This is a genomic window from Actinopolymorpha sp. B11F2, from assembly GCF_040195635.1.
Lineage (GTDB): Bacteria > Actinomycetota > Actinomycetes > Propionibacteriales > Actinopolymorphaceae > Thermasporomyces.
On record NZ_JBEFTX010000009.1, the window covers coordinates 202025 to 221840 of the forward strand.

The 19816-nt window shown below is 69.1% G+C and carries 18 protein-coding genes; 2 read left to right on the forward strand and 16 right to left on the reverse strand.

Features of this window, described 5'->3' with window-relative positions; genetic code table 11:
• Positions 1–4 precede the first annotated feature (4 nt).
• The 15 genes from ABN034_RS18225 to ABN034_RS18295 all read right to left on the reverse strand — a co-directional run bounded on the left by ABN034_RS18225 (position 5) and on the right by ABN034_RS18295 (position 14595).
• Entirely contained in the window at positions 5–730 is a 726-nt protein-coding gene (locus tag ABN034_RS18225; protein WP_349692176.1) for an Rv1363c family protein, read from the reverse strand.
• A complete protein-coding gene (locus ABN034_RS18230) occupies positions 700–1974 on the reverse strand; it encodes an MlaD family protein (RefSeq protein ID WP_349692177.1) in 1275 nt (424 codons plus the stop codon). The genes ABN034_RS18225 and ABN034_RS18230 overlap by 31 nt, the downstream gene beginning before the upstream one ends.
• Complete coding sequence (locus tag ABN034_RS18235) at positions 1971–3134, reverse strand: MCE family protein (protein WP_349692178.1); 1164 nt, start codon at positions 3132–3134, stop codon at positions 1971–1973. Before ABN034_RS18235 ends, ABN034_RS18230 begins: the two co-directional genes overlap by 4 nt.
• Positions 3131–4306 (reverse strand): MCE family protein, encoded by a 1176-nt coding sequence (locus ABN034_RS18240; protein WP_349692179.1) that lies wholly within the window; start codon positions 4304–4306, stop codon positions 3131–3133. Before ABN034_RS18240 ends, ABN034_RS18235 begins: the two co-directional genes overlap by 4 nt.
• Positions 4303–5337 (reverse strand): MCE family protein, encoded by a 1035-nt coding sequence (locus tag ABN034_RS18245; protein WP_349692180.1) that lies wholly within the window; start codon positions 5335–5337, stop codon positions 4303–4305. The genes ABN034_RS18240 and ABN034_RS18245 overlap by 4 nt, the downstream gene beginning before the upstream one ends.
• Positions 5334–6440 carry an MCE family protein gene (locus ABN034_RS18250; protein WP_349692181.1) on the reverse strand — a complete coding sequence of 369 codons (1107 nt, stop codon included), beginning with the start codon at positions 6438–6440 and terminating at the stop codon, positions 5334–5336. The genes ABN034_RS18245 and ABN034_RS18250 overlap by 4 nt, the downstream gene beginning before the upstream one ends.
• 11 nt (positions 6441–6451) lie before the next feature.
• Positions 6452–7792: an MCE family protein gene (locus ABN034_RS18255; protein ID WP_349692182.1), complete on the reverse strand. Its 1341-nt coding sequence runs from the start codon at positions 7790–7792 to the stop codon at positions 6452–6454.
• Positions 7793–7794: 2 nt separating this feature from the next.
• Positions 7795–8682 (reverse strand): MlaE family ABC transporter permease, encoded by an 888-nt coding sequence (locus ABN034_RS18260; RefSeq protein ID WP_349692183.1) that lies wholly within the window; start codon positions 8680–8682, stop codon positions 7795–7797.
• A gap of 90 nt (positions 8683–8772) precedes the next feature.
• Entirely contained in the window at positions 8773–9546 is a 774-nt protein-coding gene (locus ABN034_RS18265) for an MlaE family ABC transporter permease (RefSeq protein ID WP_349692184.1), read from the reverse strand.
• A 67-nt stretch (positions 9547–9613) separates the two neighbouring features.
• Complete coding sequence (locus ABN034_RS18270) at positions 9614–10618, reverse strand: ABC transporter ATP-binding protein (RefSeq protein ID WP_349692185.1); 1005 nt, start codon at positions 10616–10618, stop codon at positions 9614–9616.
• A 292-nt stretch (positions 10619–10910) separates the two neighbouring features.
• Positions 10911–11300: a 50S ribosomal protein L7/L12 gene (gene rplL, locus ABN034_RS18275; RefSeq protein ID WP_349326707.1), complete on the reverse strand. Its 390-nt coding sequence runs from the start codon at positions 11298–11300 to the stop codon at positions 10911–10913.
• A gap of 53 nt (positions 11301–11353) precedes the next feature.
• Positions 11354–11965: a 50S ribosomal protein L10 gene (gene rplJ, locus ABN034_RS18280; protein WP_349692186.1), complete on the reverse strand. Its 612-nt coding sequence runs from the start codon at positions 11963–11965 to the stop codon at positions 11354–11356.
• Between the two features lie 295 nt (positions 11966–12260).
• A complete protein-coding gene (locus tag ABN034_RS18285; protein ID WP_349692187.1) occupies positions 12261–13208 on the reverse strand; it encodes a hypothetical protein in 948 nt (315 codons plus the stop codon).
• Positions 13205–13780, reverse strand: a complete 576-nt coding sequence (locus ABN034_RS18290; protein WP_349692188.1) for a hypothetical protein — start codon at positions 13778–13780, stop codon at positions 13205–13207. The genes ABN034_RS18285 and ABN034_RS18290 overlap by 4 nt, the downstream gene beginning before the upstream one ends.
• Positions 13781–14022: 242 nt before the next feature.
• Positions 14023–14595 (reverse strand): hypothetical protein, encoded by a 573-nt coding sequence (locus ABN034_RS18295; RefSeq protein ID WP_349692189.1) that lies wholly within the window; start codon positions 14593–14595, stop codon positions 14023–14025.
• 212 nt (positions 14596–14807) lie between these two features.
• On the opposite strand from ABN034_RS18295, the gene ABN034_RS18300 reads away from it, so the two are divergent.
• Positions 14808–15821 (forward strand): hypothetical protein, encoded by a 1014-nt coding sequence (locus ABN034_RS18300; protein WP_349692190.1) that lies wholly within the window; start codon positions 14808–14810, stop codon positions 15819–15821.
• Between the two features lie 67 nt (positions 15822–15888).
• Here ABN034_RS18300 and ABN034_RS18305 read toward each other — a convergent pair whose 3' ends face one another.
• A complete protein-coding gene (locus ABN034_RS18305) occupies positions 15889–18996 on the reverse strand; it encodes an ATP-binding protein (RefSeq protein ID WP_349692191.1) in 3108 nt (1035 codons plus the stop codon).
• A 131-nt stretch (positions 18997–19127) separates the two neighbouring features.
• Here ABN034_RS18305 and ABN034_RS18310 point away from each other — a divergent pair, with 131 nt between their 5' ends.
• On the forward strand, positions 19128–19754 hold the full coding sequence (locus tag ABN034_RS18310) for a hypothetical protein (RefSeq protein ID WP_349692192.1): 627 nt from the start codon (positions 19128–19130) through the stop codon (positions 19752–19754).
• Positions 19755–19816: the final 62 nt, after the last annotated feature.

Here is a 19816-nt window from a genome sequence, read left to right on the forward strand (position 1 = left end):
CCCCTCATCCGACGAACGACAGGTCGACGACCCGCCAGCCGTCGGGTTCCCTGCTCAGGTCGAGCTGCAGACGGTACGTGCGCAGCTGCGGCTTGTCGGCCGCGACATTGGTGACATCGGCGTCGGCCACGACCAGGACGCGCGCCGAGTCCGGGTCGAAGCTCACGACACCGGCGTAGAGGACCTTCCCCGAGGAGACGGTCTTGTTCTCCTTGACGAGCTGCTCGAGCTCCTTGGACGCGTTGGCGTACTGCTGGCGGAAGTCGCCGGCGGACAGCGCCAGCACACCCTTCGTACTCTTGTCGAACGACCGGTGGTCGACGGTCGTGAAGTTGACGACGAGTTGCCGGGCGGCGTGGACGGCCTCGGAACGCAGCCGCTCCTCCTCCTGCGCCGCGGCGACTCGCTGGCCGAGGATCGCCGCGCCGACCCCCGCGACGACGAAAAGGCCCGCGAGGACGCCGACGAGGACGTTCCTGACCCGGCGGGCATGGACCGCCTCGTCGCCCGACTCCGCATGGCCGGCGAGCGGCGCACCAGACTGGGCGGCGGCGGGCTGGTCCCCCGTCGCGTCGGCCTGGCCAGGCTCGTTTGTCGCGACGGGCTCGTGTGTCGGGACGGACCCCTTCGCCTCGGCGGGCTCGGTTGCCTCGGCAGGCTCGTTTCCCGCCGCCTCGTCGACGGCATGCTCGCCGTCCTTCACTGGGTGAGCGGTCCGATCAGCAGCCACTTCCACGAATCCTCTCCAAAGGCACTGCGCTGCCCCCCGAGTGAGCCGACACGTGCGGATCCGCCGTCCGGCAGCCGGACCCTACCGCTTGCCGGGTCGTACCCCGCGGCAGCGGATGTGTCCCCGTCACCACCCTCAGGTGCGGCGGGCGGTGCATGCTGGGCTCCCCGCATGGTCGTCGCGGGGTCGTCGCACCTGACGTCGATGTTGGCGGGGGTGGGTTCGACCTGCTCGGGCGGACGTTTGTGGGTGCTCTCGTAGCCCTTCCGGCAGGCAGCGGGAACCGGGCCGAGCTGGAGCCCGAAATGTGCGGTGTAGTCGCCGGTCTTCGGGTCTGGGGCGATGACGGTGTAGCCGCCGCGTACGACGTAGGGGTACAGGATCAGGATGTGCTGGACCCCGTCGAGCCGGGCCCGGACGATCTCGCCCGTGGTGACGAGATTGCCGAGCAGGACCGGCACGTCGCCGGCGTTCTCGTCGATCAGCGCCTGCAGCTGGTGGGCGGTCGCCACGCCCGAGTCGAGGGTCGTCCGCAGGTCGGGGTCGGCTTCGACGAGGGTGTCGGACAGGTCGGCGAGGTCGGCCGAGAAGCTCGTGATCGCACTGCCGGACTCGCGCTGGGTGTCGAGGACCGTACGACCCTCCTCGATCAGGTCCACGGTCTGCGTCAGATTGGCGTCCGCGCTCTCGATCAGCGCGTTGCCCGCGTCCACGAGGCGGGACAAATCGGGGCCGGTGCCGCGGAACGCCGTACCCAGCTCGTCGATCACGGTGACGAGGTCCTGCCGCGGCACCGACGCGACCAGCCGGTCGAGGTCGAGCAGCAGGGCGGTGGTCGACAGCGGTGTACGGGTGTCGGCGCGCGCGATGATCGAGCCGTCACGCAGATAGGGGGCGCCGGAGCGGCGGGGTTGCAGGTCGACGTACTGCTCGCCGATCGCGGACCGGTTGGCGACCACCGCGAGAGTGTCGGCGGGTACGCGGGCCGCAGGCTCCAACGCGAGGGTCACCTCGACACCGGTGCTGGTCGGGGCGAGCTCTGTCACCCGGCCGACGCCGACGCCGCGGTAGGTGACCTCGGCGCCCTCGAAGATCCCACCCGCGTCGGCGAACTCGGCGCGGACCCGCTGCTGCCCACCGAACAGCGCCTCCCCGATCCCGGCGTACCGGGAACCCGCGATCGACACACCGACCAGCGTGAGGATCACGAACAGCACCAGCTGGATGCGTACCGTCCTCGTCATCCCAGCCCTCCCAACAGCAGGTCCGTCAGGTCGGACTGGTCCTCGTCCGCAGCGCCGGAGCCATCGAGCGGCGGAAGCGGAAGGAGGGTGGGGACGTCGGTCGGCAGCGACGTCGGGTCGTCGTCGGAAGGCTGCGGCAGCTGGGGCAGCGGTGGCGGTGTCGATCCCGACAGCAGGCCCTCGAGGTCGGCGTCGAGCGTGATCTGCAGGTTGGTGTAGTCACCCTGCACGGCGTCGGCGGCCGAATCGGCGAACGGATAGGTGAACAGCACCTCCAGCGACTTCGGCAGGCTGTCGCCGGCCTTGGCCAGCTCGGTGAGGATCGGCGCGAGGGCTTCGAGGTTGGCGAGCAGGTCGGCGCGGGTCCCCTCGATCACCCGGGTACCGACCTCGCCCAGCCTGGACAGCTCCACCAGCATCCGGGTGAGGTCCTCCCGCTGGTCGGCGAGGATCGTCAGTGCGGCCGGCAGTTCGTCGACGGTGGTCCCGATCGTCTTCCGCTGCTTCGCAAGAGACGCGGAGAGCCGGTCGAGACTGTCGATCGCCCGGCTGATCTCCCGCTTGTGCGCGTCCAGCTCGCCGACGAACGTGTCGAGCCGGCGGAGCAGCTGGTTGATGTCGGTCTCGCGGCCGTCCATGGCCTTGGTGAGCTCGACATTGATGGTCTTGAGTTGCGCGACCCCGCCGCCGTTGAGCAGCAGGGACAGCGCGGAGAGCACCTCCTCGACCTCGACGCTGCGGCCGGTCCGGGCGAGGGGGATGACGTCGCCGTCCGCGAGCCGGCCGTAGGACCGCTGGCCGCCGCGCGGAGCGGCGACGGAGACGAACTTCTCCCCCAGCAGGCTGGTCTGGCGGATCTGTGCCGTCGCGTTGTCGGGCAGGCGTACGGACCGGTCGAGCCGGAGCCTGGCGTTGGCCGTGAAGCCGTCGAGCCAGATCTCCTCGACCTCGCCGACGGTGACGTCGTTGACCTTCACCGCGGAGCGGGGAACCAGGTCGAGGACGTCGGCGAACCGGACGGTGACCAGGTAGCTGTCGCCGCCCGGGCCGGCACCTCCCGGCAGGGGCAGGTCGTACGCCGAGAACGCGCATCCGGCGAGCAGCCCACCCGCGAGGACGGCGAGGGTCGCCCGGCGGAGGCAGCTGAGTAGGCGGCTCATCGCAGGATTCCCCCCAACGTCAGGTCACGCGGAGGCTGTCCGGCGGTACCGCTGGGGACCCGGGACGCCACCCCGCCGGGCACCTCGGGCAGGGGAAGGTCGTCGAGGACCCCGCGCAGGTCGTCGCACACCGACTGCGGTTGACCGGCCTGCAGCAGCAGCGAGCAGAGGTACAGACCGGGATCGTCGAGCTGGGCGAAGTTGTCGCGGGTGTCCAGCGTGCCGGTCTGGGCGTTGTAGGCATGGTCGAGGTTGGCGAGCGCGACCGGACCGACGTCGAGTGCCTCACGCAGGGCGTCCTGCTGCTTCACCAGGGTCTTGGAGAGCTCGGTGAGGCCGTCGACGTTGGCCCGTACCTCTCCGCGGTTGTCGCGGACGAACGTCGAGATCTCCGTCAGGGCCTTCGCGAGGTGGTCGAGGGCGAGCTGCAGGTCACCACGCTCGGCCGCCAGCTGGTCGGCGACCGCGGCCAGGTCGGTGTTGAACTCCCGGACCTGCGCGTCGTTGGCGGCGAGGGTGCTGGTGAACTGCTGCAGCTGGCGTACGGTCGCGAAGAGATCGTCACGGGACCCCGAGAGCGTCTGCGTGGCGTCGGAGAGGTCGCCGATGGTGCCGTGCAGCTTCTTCCCCTGCCCGTCGAGGTTGTCCGCACCCACCCGCAGCAGCCGCGACAGTGAGCCGTCCTTGTTGGCCCCCTCCGGCCCCAACGCGACGGCGAGGTCGTCGAGGCTCGCATAGATCCGGTCCAGCTCGACCGGCACCGCCGTCTGGTCGAGCGCGATCTCGGCACCGTCGGCGAGCACCGGGCCCTTGCGGTAGACCGGTGTGAGCTGGACATAACGGTCGCTGACGATCGACGGTGAGATGACCGCGGCCCTGGCGTCGGCCGGGATGTCGTACTCCGCCTCGTACGTCATCTCCACCCGGACCGCCCGGCCGTCGGGCACGACCCGCTCGACCCGGCCGATCGGGACACCGAGGACGCGGACGTCGGATCCCACGTAGAGACCGACCGTCCGGGGGAAGTGCGCGGTGAGTCGCTTGCGCGGCTCGTCCGGCCACAGCGCGTAGGTGAGGGTCGCGACGACCGCCAGCGCGACGACGACCGCGAGGACGTGGGTGCCACGGGAGAACCGGCGTACGAACGAGAGGCGGGGTTCGGACCACGTCATCGGCCACCCCCGTTCCCGGCCGCGCCGTCAGGCAGCGAACCCGTCCCAGCCGGCAGGCCCGGCAGCCGCGGCGTGCCCGGCAACGGGACCAGGTTGGGGATGTAGGTGTCGAACCACGGTCCGGTGCCGAGCGTGTTGGCGAAGACCCGCAGGAACGGCGCGAGCAGCTCGATGCTCTTGTCGAGGTGTTCCTGGTTGTCGCGGAGCAGCTTCACCACCGCGGCGAGGCGTTGGAGGGCGGGTTCGAGCTGCTTGCGGTTGTCCTCGACCAGGCCGGTGATCTGCAGGGACAGTTCCTGCGTGGTGACGAGCAGCTGGTGGATGAGCGCGCGGCGGGCACGGACCTCCTTCAGCAGCAGGTCGCCGTCGCGGATCAGCTTCGCCAGCTCCTGGTCGCGGTCGGACAGCACCTTGGAGACGGTGTTGGCCCGGGCCAGCAGAGCCTGCAGCTGCTTGTCCCGGGAGGCGATCGTGCGGGAAAGCCTCGACAGGCCCTCGAGCGAGCCGCGCACCTCCTCCGGCGTGTCCGCGAACGTCGTGCTCAACGTGTCGAGCGCCTTCGCCAGCTGGGCCGTGTCGATGCTCTCCGTCGTCGTGGTGAGATCACTGAACGCTTCGACCACGTCGTACGGAGCGACCGTGCGTGAGCGCGGGATCTCCTTGTCAGGGTCGAGCTCGCCCGTGCCGGCGGGGGCGAGGGCGAGGTACTTGCGGCCGAGCAGGGTCCGGATCCGGATGGCGGCACCGGTCTCGGCGCCGAGGCGTACGTCCCGGTCCTCGACCTTGAACTCGACCCGCACGTGGTCGCCGGCCAACTCGACCGCGCGGACGGCGCCGACCTTGACGCCGGCCACGCGTACCTCGTCGTCGACCCGGATCCCGCCGGCCTCGGTGAACTGGGCGGCGTACGTCGTGCCACCTCCGATGAACGGCAGATCCGCGGCGTTGAACGCGGCGTACAGCAGGGCGGCGATGACGGCAAGACCGATCACCCCGGTCGTCACCGCGTTGCGCGCGTCGCGGCCCCTCATCGCTGGCACCTCGCCGCGTCGACGTGCAGCCCGGCGCGCGGCAGTTCCTGGCCGGTGGGCAGCACGACCCGGCCGTCGAAGTCGCAGAGGTAGAAGTTGAACCACGAGCCGTAGGTCGCCGTGCGGGTCAGCGCGGTGAGCTTCGGCGGCATGTTCTGCAACGTGCGTTCGACGACCGGCGCGTTGTCCTCGAGGGTGCCGGCGACCTTGCCCAGCTCGGCGATGTCGGTCTTCAGGTCACCGCGGCTGTCCTCCAGCAGGCCGGCGGTCTGCTCGTTGAGGGCGACGATCGAGCCGAGCGAGTCGCCGATCGCCTCCCGGTCGGCGGCGAGCCCGGAGACGAACCGCTGGAGCTCGAAGATGAGTTGGGTGAGCTTCTGGTCCCGGTCGGCCACGGTGGCGAGCACGACGTTGAGGTTGTCGATGAGGTCGCCGAGCACCTTGTCCTTGTCGGCGAGCGTCGTCGTCAGGGATGCGGTGTGCGCCAGGAGGCTCTCGACGGTCCCGGCCTCGCCCTGAAGTACCTGGATGATCTCGTACGCCAGTTTGTTGACGTCCTGCGGCGACAGCGCGGCGAACAACGGCTTGAACCCGTCGAAGAGCACGGTCAGGTCCAACGCCGGCTGGGTCTGCGAGACCGGGATCGTGCCGCCGGCGGGCAGGGGCGCTGCCGAGCCGGCACCTTCGCTCAACGCGAGGTAGCGCTGACCGACGAGGTTGCGGAACCGCAGCGCGGCCTGGGTGCTGCGAGACAGTGACTGGTCGGCGTCGACGGTGAAGGTCAGCTCGGCCAGGGGTCCGCCCGCCGACCCTGCGCTCTCCGACGCCTCGCCGCCCGCGGCGCTGGCCCGGACTTCCCTCCCCGCGTCGAGCACCTCGATGTCGCGGACCTCGCCGACGCGGACCCCGGCGATGCGTACGTCGTCGCCCTTCTCGACACCGGTGACGTCGGTGAAGACGGCTTTGTACTCCTCGGTGCCGCCCAACCCGACATTGGCGATGGTGAGTGCGAGCAGGGCCGTGGCGAGCGTGGTCACGACGACGAAGACGACCAGCTTCGCCGCTGCCGCTGTCGTCGCCCGGTCCAGCGGACGCAACCGCACACCAGGGAACCTCACTTCACACTCACCTCCGTTCCGCGGGCCATGGGACCGAAGAGCAGGGTGGCGATATCAGGGACGTCCTGCGGCGCGGTCCCCGTCGCCGGTCCGACGATGGCGTCGACGATCTGTTGCTCCGCGGCCGTTCCGGCGTACCCGCTCGTGGTGTCGAACACCGGCACCCGCGAACCCGGGCCCGGCTGGTTGCCCACACCCGTCTGGACGCCGCTGCGCGGCGCCAGATTCTCCTGGGTGTACGGCGGATTCGGCAAACCGCGGCACCCAGGTCCCCGGTCGTCGAGGAACGCCGGCCGGTCGTCGTCGGTGTAGGCGTTGTTCCGGTTGACGATCTCGAGGGTGATGTGCAGCGCACCCGAACTGCCGTCGAAGTGGTCACCCTTGCCGAAGGCGTCCTCGAAGCGCGGCACCCAGCCCGCCATCCCTTCCAGCAGGCAGGAGTACTCCGGTGAGTAGGTCTCCAGCAGGTCGAGGGTGGGGCGGCTCACCTCGCCCACCCGGATGAGCGAGCGCTCGTTGTCGGCAAGGAAGTACCGCGCCGTCGTGCTCGTGCCGGCGAGGTCGGTGAGGAAGTCCTCCAGCGCCCGCTGCTTGACCACGACCGTGTTGCCGGTCCTGGTGGCGTTGGCCAGGAGGCGCACGAGGTCAGGGCTCGCCTCGTCGTAGACGTCCGCGACGTCCGCGAGCGCCGACACGTCCTCCTTCAACGCCGGAAGGTGCGGGTTGAACTCACCGAGGTAGTCGTTCAGGCGGGTGAGGTTGCCGCCGATGTCGTCGCCCCGTCCTTCCAGGGCGGTCGCGAGCGCCGACAGGGTGGCGTTGAGCTTGGCCGGCTGGAGTGTACGCAGCAGCGGGTAGGTGTCGTCCAGGACCTGTTCGAGCTCGATGTCGACCCTGGCCCGCTCACGGCCGATGACGTCACCCGCCGCGAGCGGCCGCAGGTCCGGGTCGGGCGGCACCACGAGTTCGACGTACTTCTCGCCGAAGAGCGTCTTGGGCACGATCCGCACGCGTACGTTGGCCGGGATCGCGTCGATCGTGTCGGGCTTCAGCGCGACGTGGATGCGCGCCCCACGTCCGTCGGACTCGACGTCGCGCACCTCCCCCACCAGCAGTCCACGCATCTTGACATCGGCATGCCGGCTCAGCTGGAGCCCGATGTGGGACGTTTCCACCGTGACGTCGACGGACGGCGTGAACGCCTTGACGAAGAAAGCGTAGGTGAGGACGCCCACGAGGGCCAGCACCAGCAGGAACCCCACGCCGAGTGCCGATCGCCTGCGGTCGTGGCCGCTCCGGCCGTGCCCTGTGCGTCCGTGCCCTGTACGTCCGGCCATCGCTACCCCGCCAACCTGACTGTGGTGGTCGCGCCCCAGATCGCCATCGACGCCAGCAGGTCGACGACGTTGATGGCGACGATCGAGGTACGCACCGCCCGACCCACCGCGACGCCGACGCCAGCCGGACCGCCCGATGCGTGGTAGCCGTAGTAGCAGTGGATTCCGATGATGACGATCGCGAAGATGACGACCTTTCCGAACGACCACAACACGTCGTACGGCGGGAGGAAGAGCTGGAAGTAGTGGTCGTAGGTGCCGACACTCTGGCCGTAGTAGCCGGTGACGATCAGCCTCGTCGCGAAGTACGACGAGAAGAGCGCGATGACGTAGAGCGGCACGACCGCGGCCAGTCCGGCGATGATCCGCGTGGTCACCAGGAACGGCAGTGACGGCACCGCCATCACTTCGAGCGCGTCGACCTCTTCACTGATCCGCATCGCACCGAGCTGTGCGGTGAACCCGCAGCCCACCGTGGCGGCGAGGGCGATGCCGGCGATGAGGGGAGCGATCTCCCTGGTGTTGAAGTACGCCGAGACGAAGCCGGAGTAGGCCGACGTGCCGAGCTGGTTCAGTGCGGCGTACCCCTGCAGGCCCACCTCGGTGCCGGTGAAGAACGCGAGGAAGGCGATGACGCCCACCGTGCCGCCGATCACCGCGAGCGCGCCCGTGCCGAAGCTCACCTCGGCGAGCAACCGTCCTACCTCACGGCGATAGCGACGCAGCGTACGGGGTGTCCAGGCGATCGCCCTGACATAGAAGGCGAGTTGGCCGCCTAGCGCGTCGAGCCCGTCGACCGGTTTCGCTGCCAGTCTCCGGAGGGTGGCTCGGCGTCTGGCAACCCGGCGTTGGGCTCCCAACCTGGCGGGGTCGACGTGGGTCTGGGTCATCGCCGCCTCACGCCCCCTTCGGCGGGACCTGGCGGTGTTTGCCCAGGGGGACGACCCCCTGGAACCCCCGACCCTGGCTGATCACGCAGCTCACGCCCCCTTCGGCGGGACGACCTGGAAGTAGATCGCCTGCATCACGAAGTTGGCGAAGAACAACAGCATGAACGTGATGACGACCGACTGGTTGACGGCGTCGCCGACGCCCTTGGGGCCCCCTCCTGCGTTCAATCCCTTGTACGACGCGACGATCGCGGCGATCAGACCGAACACCAGAGCCTTGATCTCCCCCGCCCACAGGTCCGGCAACTGAGCCAGCGCGGTGAACGACGCGAGATAGGCCCCAGGGGTCCCGCCCTGCAGCACGACATTGAACACGTAGCCACCGATGACGCCGACGACACTCACGAGACCGTTGAGGAAGACGGCGACGAACATCGCGCCGACCACCCGCGGGACCACGAGGCGTTGCAGCGGATCGATGCCAAGCACCTGCATGGCGTCGATCTCCTCGCGGATCCGCCGCGAACCGAGGTCGGCGCAGATCGCCGAACCGCCCGCTCCGGCGATCAGCAGCGCGGTCACGATCGGCGAGGCCTCGCGAACGACGGCCAGCACCATCGCCGCACCCGAGAACGACTGGGCGCCGAACTGCTTGATGAGTCCGCCGATCTGCAACGCGATGACGGCACCGAACGGGATCGACACCAGAGCCGTCGGCACGATCGTCACACTGGCGAGGAACCAGGCCTGCCGGATGAACTCCCTTACCTGGAAGGGTCCTCGCGGCACGACCTTGAGGACGTCCCACGCGAAACCGCAGAGAGTACCCGTGGCGCGAAGCGGCGCCGTGAGCTGCCAACTCATGCGTCGTCTCGCTTTGCTGTGCACACAGACGAGGCACCAGGCACGCTGGGTCCACTGATCCGCTCGCTCATGTCCATCCCCCGCCGCTGGGCGTGTCGGTCGGGGCGCCGACGATCGCTCCTGGCGCGGTCGTGACGTCGCGCTGGAACGAACCGGGCGGCGGACGTACACCATGGGCCAGACACCACTGGCCGGCCGGGCGTTGGGTGTAGCGAGGCTGGCCGTTCGACGGCTCCAGCTGCAGCGGAATCGGCGGCAGCGGTGGGAGTTCCACGCCCAACGCCTGCTCGGCCGCGAGCTCGTCGGCGTCCTTCTCCTCCGCCATGCCGATCGGTCCGAACCTCTGCGCGTTGAGGAACTGGCGTACGACGGGTTCTTGCGAGCACAGGCACATCTCCCGCGGGCCGAACATCGCGAGGTGCCGGTGATAGAGCAGGCCGATGTTGTCCGGGACCGTGCGTGCGGTGTTGACGTCGTGGGTGACGATGAGGAACGTCGCGCCTGTCTGCTGGTTGAGGTCGACGATGAGCTGGTTGAGATAGGCCGTACGCACGGGATCGAGGCCGGAGTCGGGCTCGTCGAACAACACGATCTCCGGCTCGAGCACGAGCGCGCGTGCCAAGCCGGCCCGCTTGCGCATGCCACCGGAGATCTCGCCGGGCAGTTTGCGTTCGGAGCCGAGGAGCCCGACCATCTCGAACTTCTCCATGACGATGGCCCGGATCTCGGACTCGGGCCGCCTCGTGTGTTCCCGGAGGGGAAACGCGACGTTGTCGTAGAGGTTCATCGACCCGAAGAGGGCGCCATCCTGGAAGAGCACACCGAACAACCGGCGTACTTCGTACAGCTCCCCCTCACGACACGTGGCGATATCGTGACCCTCGATAAAGATGTGACCGCGTTCGGGATTGAGGAGTCCGACAAGACACTTCAGGAAGACCGACTTCCCGGTGCCGGACGGGCCCAGCATGACGCTGATCTCGCCCGAGGGAATCGTCAGGCTGACATCCCGCCAGACCGCCTGCCCACCAAAGGACTTGGTGAGCTCCTCGACTCGGATCTCCACCCCCAAGGGACCACTCCTCACACCGTCGGAAAGGCTCACGGCCTCGATGTCATGGAGGTCGCCTCGGCTACCGGGGTCCCCCGCGGACAGCAGCCAGCACGCCCTGACCTCACCCAACGAGCAGCGCGCCGTGAGGTTACGTACGAGTTACCGCTCGGGAGGGCGCCCCATCCACCCTCACGTCGCCCGGCGAAGACGAAGCAGAAGGGGCGGCCACCAGGAACCTGGAGGCCGCCCCTTTCGGTGCGAAGAACACACCCCGGCAGGTCGAACCCGCCGGCGTACTGCGATCTGCTGCCTACTTCACCGAGACCGACGCGCCAACGCCCTCGAGGGCTTCCTTGGCCTTGTCGGCGGCTTCCTTGTTGACCTTCTCCAGGACCGGCTTGGGCGCGCCCTCGACCAGGTCCTTGGCCTCCTTCAGACCAAGGCTGGTGAGGCCGCGGACCTCCTTGATGACCTGGATCTTCTTGTCGCCGGCGGCCTCGAGGATGACGTCGAACTCGTCCTTCTCCTCCTCGGCCGCGGCCTCGCCGCCACCGCCGCCGACAGGAGCCGGGGCGACGGCGACCGGCGCCGTCGCTGTGACGCCGAACGTGTCCTCGAACTGCTTGACGAACTCGCTGAGCTCGAGAAGGGTCATCTCCTTGAACGAGTCGAGCAGCTCATCGGTGCTGAGCTTTGCCATGGTGGCGTTACCTTCCGTGTGTGATGCCGTGGTGATGGGTGGTCGTACGTAGGTCAGGACTCCGAGTCGCTGCTCTCCTGCTCGCCCGCGGACCCGGACTCCGGGGCCGCCTCGCCGGCCGACTCCGTCGACCCGGCGGCAGCCGGACCTTCGGCTTCGACCTTCGCCCGCAGCGCTTCGGCAAGCCTCGCGGCCTGCGACAGCGGCGCCTGGAACAGCGACGCCGCGCCCGCGAGCGACGCCTGCATGGCGCCTGCGAGCTTGGTGAGGAGCACCTCGCGGGACTCGAGGTCGGCGAGCTTGGTGATCTCGTCGACGGCGAGGGTCTTGCCCTCCAGGACGCCGCCCTTGATGACAAGACTCGGGTTGGCCTTGGCGAAGTCACGCAGACCCTTGGCGACCTCGACCGGGTCCCCAGAGATGAACGCGATGGCCGTGGGGCCGACCAGGAGCTCGTCGAAGTTCTCGACGCCTGCTTCCTTCGCCGCGATCTTGGTCAGCGTGTTCTTCACCACGGCGTAGCTTGCGTTGTCGCCGAGCGAGCGCCGCAGCTCCTGCAGTTGCTTGACGGTGAGCCCGCGGTACTCGGTCAACACCGCGCCGCCCGATCCGCGGAACTGGTCCGTGAGCTCGGCGACGGCGGTTGCCTTGTCCGGCCTCGCCATGGTTCTCCTTCCACTGTGTGGTGGCCCGAGGACGGTGCCGGTCGTGGAAGGACCCGAATGATGCGAAATGCCCCGTGCAGACGCACGGGGCATGCTGTCACGGAAGCGGGGGACGGTGCCGGGCGTACGCCCATGATCGTCGCCTGCTACGTGGCTACCACGTCACGCCTGCGCGGGCCGCCCGCATCGCGGGACCTTCAGCCACCCGAGGGCGGCAACCAGCGGTCTTCGGCAGCGGCCAGGATACGGGAGGGTTCGCGAACGGACCAAACCGCCCCCGCAACCCGGCCGGTGGTCAGTCCTTGCTCAGGACGGGACTGTTCTCGAGCACCTCGACGTCCTCGGTCACCGCCGGAAGGTTCACCGGGACGATCTGCTCCGGCGCCAGCGGCGGCACCGTGACGTCTCCGGTCCAGCGGACGTCGAGCGTCACCGTCTTCTGGCCGGGGCGGTCGAAGGTGTTCGTGACGTAGAAGCCGGGGTTGTTCTCCGGGAGCCGTCCCGAGACGTACGGCCTGCCGCGCCCGGTGGCCGTTCCTCCGTCCTCGAACGTCCAGGTGAGGTCGGCTTCCGCGGTGATCTCACCGTCCAGGCCGCCGTTCGGCCGGTCGATGTGGATCGGGATGCTGATCCGAGGCGGGTCCTGCGACAGGACCGTCGCGGGTGGGCCGATCCCGGCTGGATAGTTCGTCGAGACGATCGTGGGCAGGTTGATGAGGGTCCGGGCATTCGGCGAGATCTGGATGGCCGGCGCGTTCAACTGCTGGAAGACCTGGTAGTTGACCTCCCAGCTGATCTCCTGCATCGGGATGAAGTCGTCGTCGCCGGGCTCTTCGCAGTCGGCTTCGCGTCCGACCCACGGACCCGGCTCGCCGCCCACGATCTCCCGTTCCCACCTGATCCACGCGAAGAGCGGAAGGCCACGCGGGCCGCGGAGGTTCGCACCACAGATGATTCCGGTGATGTACGCGGGAGGGCCGTCGCAGGCGAAGTCCGGATCTCCTTCAGGGCACAGGAGTTCGTTGGTGTTGCTCCGCTGGACGAAGACGGTGGCCGGGCCACTACTCCCTCCGGTGGGAGGCGCTCCGGTCGCCTGTGGCGGGCGCCAATAGCCGCTGGCGGACTCGCTGTACTGCCAGCCGATGCCGTCCTGTGGTCCTGCGTAGGCCGGCGTGACGAGGCCCACCGCCAGGAGACCGGTGAGCAGGGAGACGCTCAGAGCCCTTCGCGCAAGCCGCCTCATCCGACCTTGCTCCCTTCGGCGATCCGCCAACTCTCGCCGACGTTGATGACGGAGTACTGGAATCGCACGGTCTCGGCCGGGCCCTTGTCGACGACCTTGCCGGATCCGCTGGTTGTTTCGTACGCGCTGATCACGGCGTCGACGGTCACCACGATGCGGTCGGAGCGTTGGCCGCCGACGGTGATCTCGGGCTTCGTGAAGATGCCGCCCTCGACCTTGCCGCCGCTGGAATAGGCACCGCTGATGTACTGCTTCGAGGCGTCGCAGACGGTGCAGGACTCCACCATCGCATCGACCGCGGAGAAGTCGCCGTCGCCCGTCGCCTTGTTCTGTGCCGCGAGGTAGTCACCGATGAACGCCTTGACGTCGGCAGCGGTCGCGGGATCGACCTTTCCGGCACCACCGGTGATGATCTTGCCGGACTTACCGCTGGGGCTCGCGGACGCCGTCGGGCTGGGCTCCTTCGTCGCGTCGCTTGTAGCGGATGTGCGCGTCGACGGCTTGTCGAGCGCCTTCGGCTCGGGCGAGCCACCGCAGCCGGCGGTGGTCAGCACAAGTCCTACGGCGGCCATCGCCGCCCACCCCACTCGTCGCACAGCCCTAAGCTCCCCAGAAGCACCCGTGGCGCCGCCCAGTCCGACAAACCGGGCCAACCGTAACAGCACGTGACCGACCGCCGGAAGCGGCGATCTCGGAAACAACACACGCACGGACAGGTCCGGTGGTTGCGCCCGACCTGCGCTCTGTCGGTTCGATGTGTACGTGCGTACGATCCGCAGTGCCGTGGTGGCCCGTAGGCCCCCTGCGGCCAGGCTCAGTCGTAGGTCCATCCCGCGACGTGCCAGGTGCCGTCCGCGTCCTTCTTCAGCGTGAACGTCGAGGCGTTGGGCTTGGCGGGGAACTTCTTGCTCGACCCGGCGGCGCTCACGATCTTGTAAGGGGACACGGTGCTCTTGACCTTGACGACCACCGACCCGTCGTCCTTGCCGGAGAAGTTGAACGTCGGCCTGGTGAACGTGCCGCCCTCGACCTTGCCGCCCTCTTCGTACAGCTGGGAGTAGTAGGTCGCGGACATCTGGCAGTTGCCGCACTCGTCTGCGCTCATGGCGATGACGGCCGAGAAGTCGCCGTCGGCCATCGCCTTGTCGTGGGCTGCAAGGAACTTCTGCACGAACCTCTTCGCCGCCGCCTCGTCATCGGCGGCGACGTCGGCACCCTTGGCGGCCGAGCTGGGCGATGCCGAGACACTGGGGCTCGCACTCGCCGAAGGGCGTGCTCTGGGGTCCTTCTTCGGTTCGTCGGTGCTGCCCGGCGAACCGCCGCACGCCCCCAGCGCCAGGCCGAGTCCCACAGCCAGACCGGCCATCCACCCCGCTGTCGATCGCACTGTCCACTCCCACGTTGATCTGCGCTGCGACAAAGCCGGGCAACCGTAACAAACCGTGCGGATGTCCTCTCAGCCGGGATTCTGATCAAACAGATCCGACCGATACGCACGCGGGCCTGTGTACGACGGTCTGTAAGCCGGCTGTTAGCCCGTTCGGACCAGTCTCGACTGCGCACAGCTGCACTGGATGGTCGCTGTGCGGAGAGGGCGCCATGAGGACCGAGCCGGCCGGCCAGAACGACGTGGCCGCCGTCGTCGTCGGCGGGGCCGGCCTCTGCCTCCTGCTCCTGGGGCTGGCGCTGCCGTGGATGTCCGGAGCCGAGTTCACCAGCGGCTGTGTGGTCACTGGGTCGACGGCCTACGCATTCGAGTTTCGTCCCTGGTCGTGGATCTACGTCGTCTGCGCCGGCGCCCTGGTCGGCAGCCAGTTCTTCGGCACGTCGAGGGCGCCGGGCAGGCTGGCGGTTGCCGTGCCGCTCAGGTTGGTCGCGGTGCTCGTCGCGTTCGGCGCCACGCTCGGCGCGGAGGCGATGATCCGGGCCGAGGACATCAGGGCGAACCAGCGCCTGGTCGTTCGGGGCGACGTCGGCGACTGCGACGCCGCCGCCTGGATGAGCCCGACGGGCGGCTTCTTCCTCTCCCAGCTGGTCGTCCTCGTGTTCGGGCTCATCGTCCTGCGAGTCCTGCCGCGGTGGTTCCGCCTGGTGGCCTGTGCCGGCTACGGGATGCTGTTGCTCGTCGCGTCGCTGGCGATGCCGTGGGCGGAGTACCGGGCCTATGTCGCCGGCCGCGTGGAGACTGAGCTGTACTGGTTCACGTCGTACGGCTCCAAGGGTCTCGGGTATCTGTGGGGTGTCGTCACGGTCGGCGGGCTGGTCCTCGTCTCCTTGGGTACGAAGGGAGCAGCGCGCCGGATATTCGCCGCCCTCGCCATCGTCGCGACGGTCGCCGTGCTGGTGCTGCTCGGTCTCGTCGACCTGGGCGCCCTGCAGGGTGCGGTCCGTCCAGAAGAATCACCGGTGTACGACGACATCGACACCGGTCACAGCACCTGGCTGGCGCTCGCGGTGGCCGGCGCCCTCACACTGATCTCCACAGCGGCGTCAGCCCTTCGCGGACGACTTCTGCCAACGCCTCGTACGCGACGGCGTCGGCGGCCCGACCGAGCGCTCCGGCCACCGCCGCCTGGCACTCCGGCGTCGTTCTCGAGCAGGGAAACCAGCTGAAGGGACTTCGAAGGTTCACAGCATGCAGCCTTGACCGACCGGCGAGAGGCTTGGCTATCCGACGCCCTCACTGTTCTCCGCGCGGAGCACCGCGGATCGCTTTCGTACACCAGGCGTGGGCGTCGGCGATGAGTGTGGTGAACGCGGCGTCGGTCCAGCGGTACGCCGGATCGGGCTGGCCTGGAGGCTCGGCGTCGAGTCCGAGCCGCGTCGCCGCTTGCTCCAGGCCGATCGGGAGGGGCAGGCCGAGCGGCCGCCGCAGTGCGTCCCACTGGCCGGCCAGCGCCGTGCTGGCCTCGTAGTCGCCGAGGTCGGCGGCGAACAAAGCCGTCTGGAGTACGCCCGGCAGCGCGTGGCGAAAGTTGGAGTGTCCCAGGCTGGCATCCAGAGCGTCGACGAGCGCTGCCAGGCCTGCCGCCGGGTCGCCGGCCCGTCGGTGCGCCTCGGCAAGCAGCATCCACAACGCAGCGTGCCGCGCGCCGAGCCCCGGGTAGGCAGTGCGCATCCAGTCCGTCGCCCCGGTGAGGAATCGCCTGGCCGCTTCGCACTCACCAGCGGCGAGATGGGTCAACGCGATCGCCCTGCGCGGCGGCTCCTGTTCGGCGGGATTGGTGATCTCGGACAACCGCGCGCAGAGTGCGTGGGTCGCGTGACGCGCCCTTGCGAGGTCGCCGCGGCATAGCGCAACCTCGATCTGCACCGCCTCCTGTGCGGGCGAGGGTGGACGGCCGGCGAGTGCCGGAGCGCGGTTGTAACGTTCGCAGGCGTCGGCGGCTTCGTCGTAGCGACCCCAGGTCGTGAACACCGACGCGGTGGCCGTGAGGACCGTTCCGGCGGCCGGGTACGAACTCGCTCGCACGTCGTCAACGGCACGCACGGCATCCGCCAGCGCCTCGGGATCCAGCAGGGAGCAACGAATGGTGAGGAGGTTTGCCCGCGCCTCGAGGTGTTCGCGGGGTCGAAACCGAGCCAGGTCGTCGGTGATACCTGTCATCAGGGCGAGGTTTCCCAGGTAGTCACCGCGGATCGCGCGCAGCATAGCCTGATGGAAGCGCAGCAGGACAGCCACCTCGTGGACCGCGGCGACGTCGACGCAGGCCAACGCGCGATCGAGCCAACGCTCCCCTTCGCGAAGGTACGCCCGGTGCGTCAACCAGAACTCGAAGAGGCGGGCGGTGAGCTCCGCCGCCTCGGTGACACGGCCGCGGGCGTACGCATGGTCCAAGGCACAGCGGAGGTTCACCACATCGGCCTCGAGCTCCCGCGCGGCTGCTACCCGGTCCCGGTATCGGAGCAACCCGTCGAGGCCGCGTGCACGGTCGAGCCACTGCGCCAGGTGCCGATCGGCAACGGCCACCGTCTCACCCGCATCGGCAAGGCGTTCCGCCGCGAACACGCTGACCGCCTGCAACAGCCGGAAACGCCGTTGCTCGCCGCGCCCCTGCGGCTGGACCAGCGAACGCTCGACAAGCCTGGCAAGGACAGGCGCCACCTTCGCCTCGTCCAGTGGCGCGAACCCGCAGACCCGTTCGGCATCGGCCAGCCGAAACCCGCCGGCGAATCCGGACAGCCGGCGGAGCAGGAGACATTCGTCCGCGCCCAGCAGGCCGTACGACCAGTCGACTGCCGCCGAGAGCGTGCGGTGCCGTGGATCGCCGCCTGAGCTGGCCCGCTCCAACAGCCCTATCCCGTGCCTCAGCCGCTTGTGCAGCTCGTTGACGTCCAGCACGCGCAGCTGGGCCGCGGCGAGTTCGACAGCGAGCGGCAGCCCGTCCAGGAGCCGGCAGATCGCCGCGACGTGTGACAGATCCTCGTCCTCGGTGAGTGCGAGGGACGGCAGGGTCTCTTCCGCGCGGACGAGAAAGAGGGCGACCGCGGGTGTGTCCGGGTCGGGCAGGCTTCCGGCAGCAGGCACGGCGAGCGGCTCGAGCGGCCAGACGGCTTCCTCAGCCACACCGAGCGGTTGGCGGGAGGTCGCCAGCACGGTCAGGTCCGGGCAGGAGCCGAGCAGGCGCCGGACCAGCACCGCACATTCCTCGGCGAGGTGCTCGCAGTTGTCGAGGACCAGCAGCATGCGTCGTCCGGCCAGCAGGCGTTCGACGTTACTGAGGACGTCGCCGTGCGGGGTGTTGATCCGTACCATCGCGCCGAGCGCCGCGACCGCTTCCTCCGCCGACGCCAGAGCCGCGAGCGCCACCACCGCGACACCGTCGGGGAAGCGCGGCGCCATGTCCTCGGCCACCCGCAGCGCCAGCGTGGTCTTGCCGCAGCCACCGGCACCGGTGACGGTCACCAGCTGCCGGCCGGCGAGGAGGCCCAGCAGTGCGAGCTTGTCCTGGTCGCGTCCGATGAGTCGGTGAAGGTGGCAGCGCGGGCCGCGCCAGGTCGAGGCGTACGACCTCCGCTGCGGCGGCCGGCGCCCGCCGACGGACTGGTGCAGGAGACGCTCATGCGCCTCGCGTATCTCGTCGCCCGGATCGACGCCGAGCTCATCCGAGAGGCGTCTCGTCAGCCCATGCAGAAGGTCGAACGCCGCTGCCTGCTCTCCTCGGCTGGCAAGCAGCAGCGCGTGGCGCGCGTGCAGCCGCTCGTGGAACGGGTGCTCCTCGACCAACGTGCCCAGGTGTGGCAGTGCGTCGTCCGCGCGGGTGCACCGGAGTGCCGCCTCGGCCAGCTGTTCGGCCGCGGCCAGGCGTTCACGGTTCAGGCGTTGGGCGCGCTCGCAGGTGCGTACGGGATCCGGGGCGTCGGCGGCGACCGGTCCGCGCCACAACGCCAGCGCGCTGGTGAGAAGGGCGCACCGCTCGTCGGCCTCGTGCGTGGCGGTGGCAGTCGCGACTAGGCGGGTGAACCGGTCGGCGTCGGACTCGCCGCCCGGGATGGCGAGTCGATACCCGCCGGCATCGCGGTCGATGCGTACGGCATCACCCACGTGCGTACGAATCCAGGCGCGGAGCCGGTTGACCGCGACGTGGACCCAGGTGCGGCCACTCGCAGGTAGGTCGTCGTCCCACAGCAGATCGAGGAGCCGATCGGCGTCTACTGATGGCTCGCTGAGCGCAAGTGCGGCGAGCAGGCCGCGCTGGGTGGCCGGCATGGAGAGCATCGACGAGTCGCCGTCGCGCCAGACTCCGACAGCGCCGAGCACCCCCACCCGAACCACCGGCTTGCCCACATCGCGCTCCCCCGCCGCCCCAAGATCACCTAGCCCGTCACCTTAACCGAGCGTCGGCTTTCCTGCTGTAAGCCAGGTGTAAGCGTGCGCTGGCCATCCTCGACCCCACGTACGGAGTGGGGAGCATCGGGATGAGCCAGGTAGGCGGATCGAGGGAATCCGGGCGGGCGCTGGTCGTTGTGCTCCTCGCCGTTCTGGTCGTCGTGGCTGGCGGAGTCGGTTACGCGGTCTGGTCCTGGTCGGCCAAACCGCGCCCCCTGGACGGACTTCCTGACAACTCCACCGTCGCCGAGGCGTGTGCCGAGCGCGGGTACTTCCCGGCGGCCGCGCCCCATGACGGTTCCGGAACAGCCCCGGTACGGATCGCGATCCGGAAGGAGAAGGAGGGTGCGTACGGCGGGGAGTACGAATCCCTGCTGATCCGTCCAGTCCCGGGGCAGCGCGTACCGGCCATCCTGAATCCGACGCGGAATGAGACCGCTGAGCTGATCGCCTGCCTCGACCAGACCGGCGTGGGCGAGCAGGTCGAGACCTGCCGGTTCGACAGTGCATCCGACGAGATTCCGATGTACGAAGCGACGTACGACGTCACGGTCTACGAAGCCCGCACCGGTGAGCAGGTGGGGAGGACCGCGCTCGCCGACGCCGAGCAGGCTCTCTGTCCGGCGATGCTGTTCGTCGGTGATGGCGAGACGAAGCTCTATACCGAACCCAGCGCCCGCCAACTCGAACGCGTACTCGCGAAGTTCGCGTCCTGATCAGAGGGGCAGGCAATGGCGACGTACACACGTCTCGCGACCGCGTCGGCGATGGTGGCGGT

Bases quoted from the DNA above. Each gene is read 5' to 3' on its own strand.
- ABN034_RS18230 (WP_349692177.1), bottom strand. From the start codon at position 1,974: ATGACGAGGACGGTACGCATCCAGCTGGTGCTGTTCGTGATCCTCACG.
- ABN034_RS18235 (WP_349692178.1), bottom strand. From the start codon at position 3,134: ATGAGCCGCCTACTCAGCTGCCTCCGCCGGGCGACCCTCGCCGTCCTC.
- ABN034_RS18240 (WP_349692179.1), bottom strand. From the start codon at position 4,306: ATGACGTGGTCCGAACCCCGCCTCTCGTTCGTACGCCGGTTCTCCCGT.
- ABN034_RS18245 (WP_349692180.1), bottom strand. From the start codon at position 5,337: ATGAGGGGCCGCGACGCGCGCAACGCGGTGACGACCGGGGTGATCGGT.
- ABN034_RS18255 (WP_349692182.1), bottom strand. From the start codon at position 7,792: ATGGCCGGACGTACAGGGCACGGACGCACAGGGCACGGCCGGAGCGGC.
- ABN034_RS18260 (WP_349692183.1), bottom strand. From the start codon at position 8,682: ATGACCCAGACCCACGTCGACCCCGCCAGGTTGGGAGCCCAACGCCGG.
- ABN034_RS18265 (WP_349692184.1), bottom strand. From the start codon at position 9,546: ATGAGTTGGCAGCTCACGGCGCCGCTTCGCGCCACGGGTACTCTCTGC.
- rplL (WP_349326707.1), bottom strand. From the start codon at position 11,300: ATGGCAAAGCTCAGCACCGATGAGCTGCTCGACTCGTTCAAGGAGATG.
- rplJ (WP_349692186.1), bottom strand. From the start codon at position 11,965: ATGGCGAGGCCGGACAAGGCAACCGCCGTCGCCGAGCTCACGGACCAG.
- ABN034_RS18285 (WP_349692187.1), bottom strand. From the start codon at position 13,208: ATGAGGCGGCTTGCGCGAAGGGCTCTGAGCGTCTCCCTGCTCACCGGT.
- ABN034_RS18290 (WP_349692188.1), bottom strand. From the start codon at position 13,780: ATGGCCGCCGTAGGACTTGTGCTGACCACCGCCGGCTGCGGTGGCTCG.
- ABN034_RS18300 (WP_349692190.1), top strand. From the start codon at position 14,808: ATGAGGACCGAGCCGGCCGGCCAGAACGACGTGGCCGCCGTCGTCGTC.
- ABN034_RS18310 (WP_349692192.1), top strand. From the start codon at position 19,128: ATGAGCCAGGTAGGCGGATCGAGGGAATCCGGGCGGGCGCTGGTCGTT.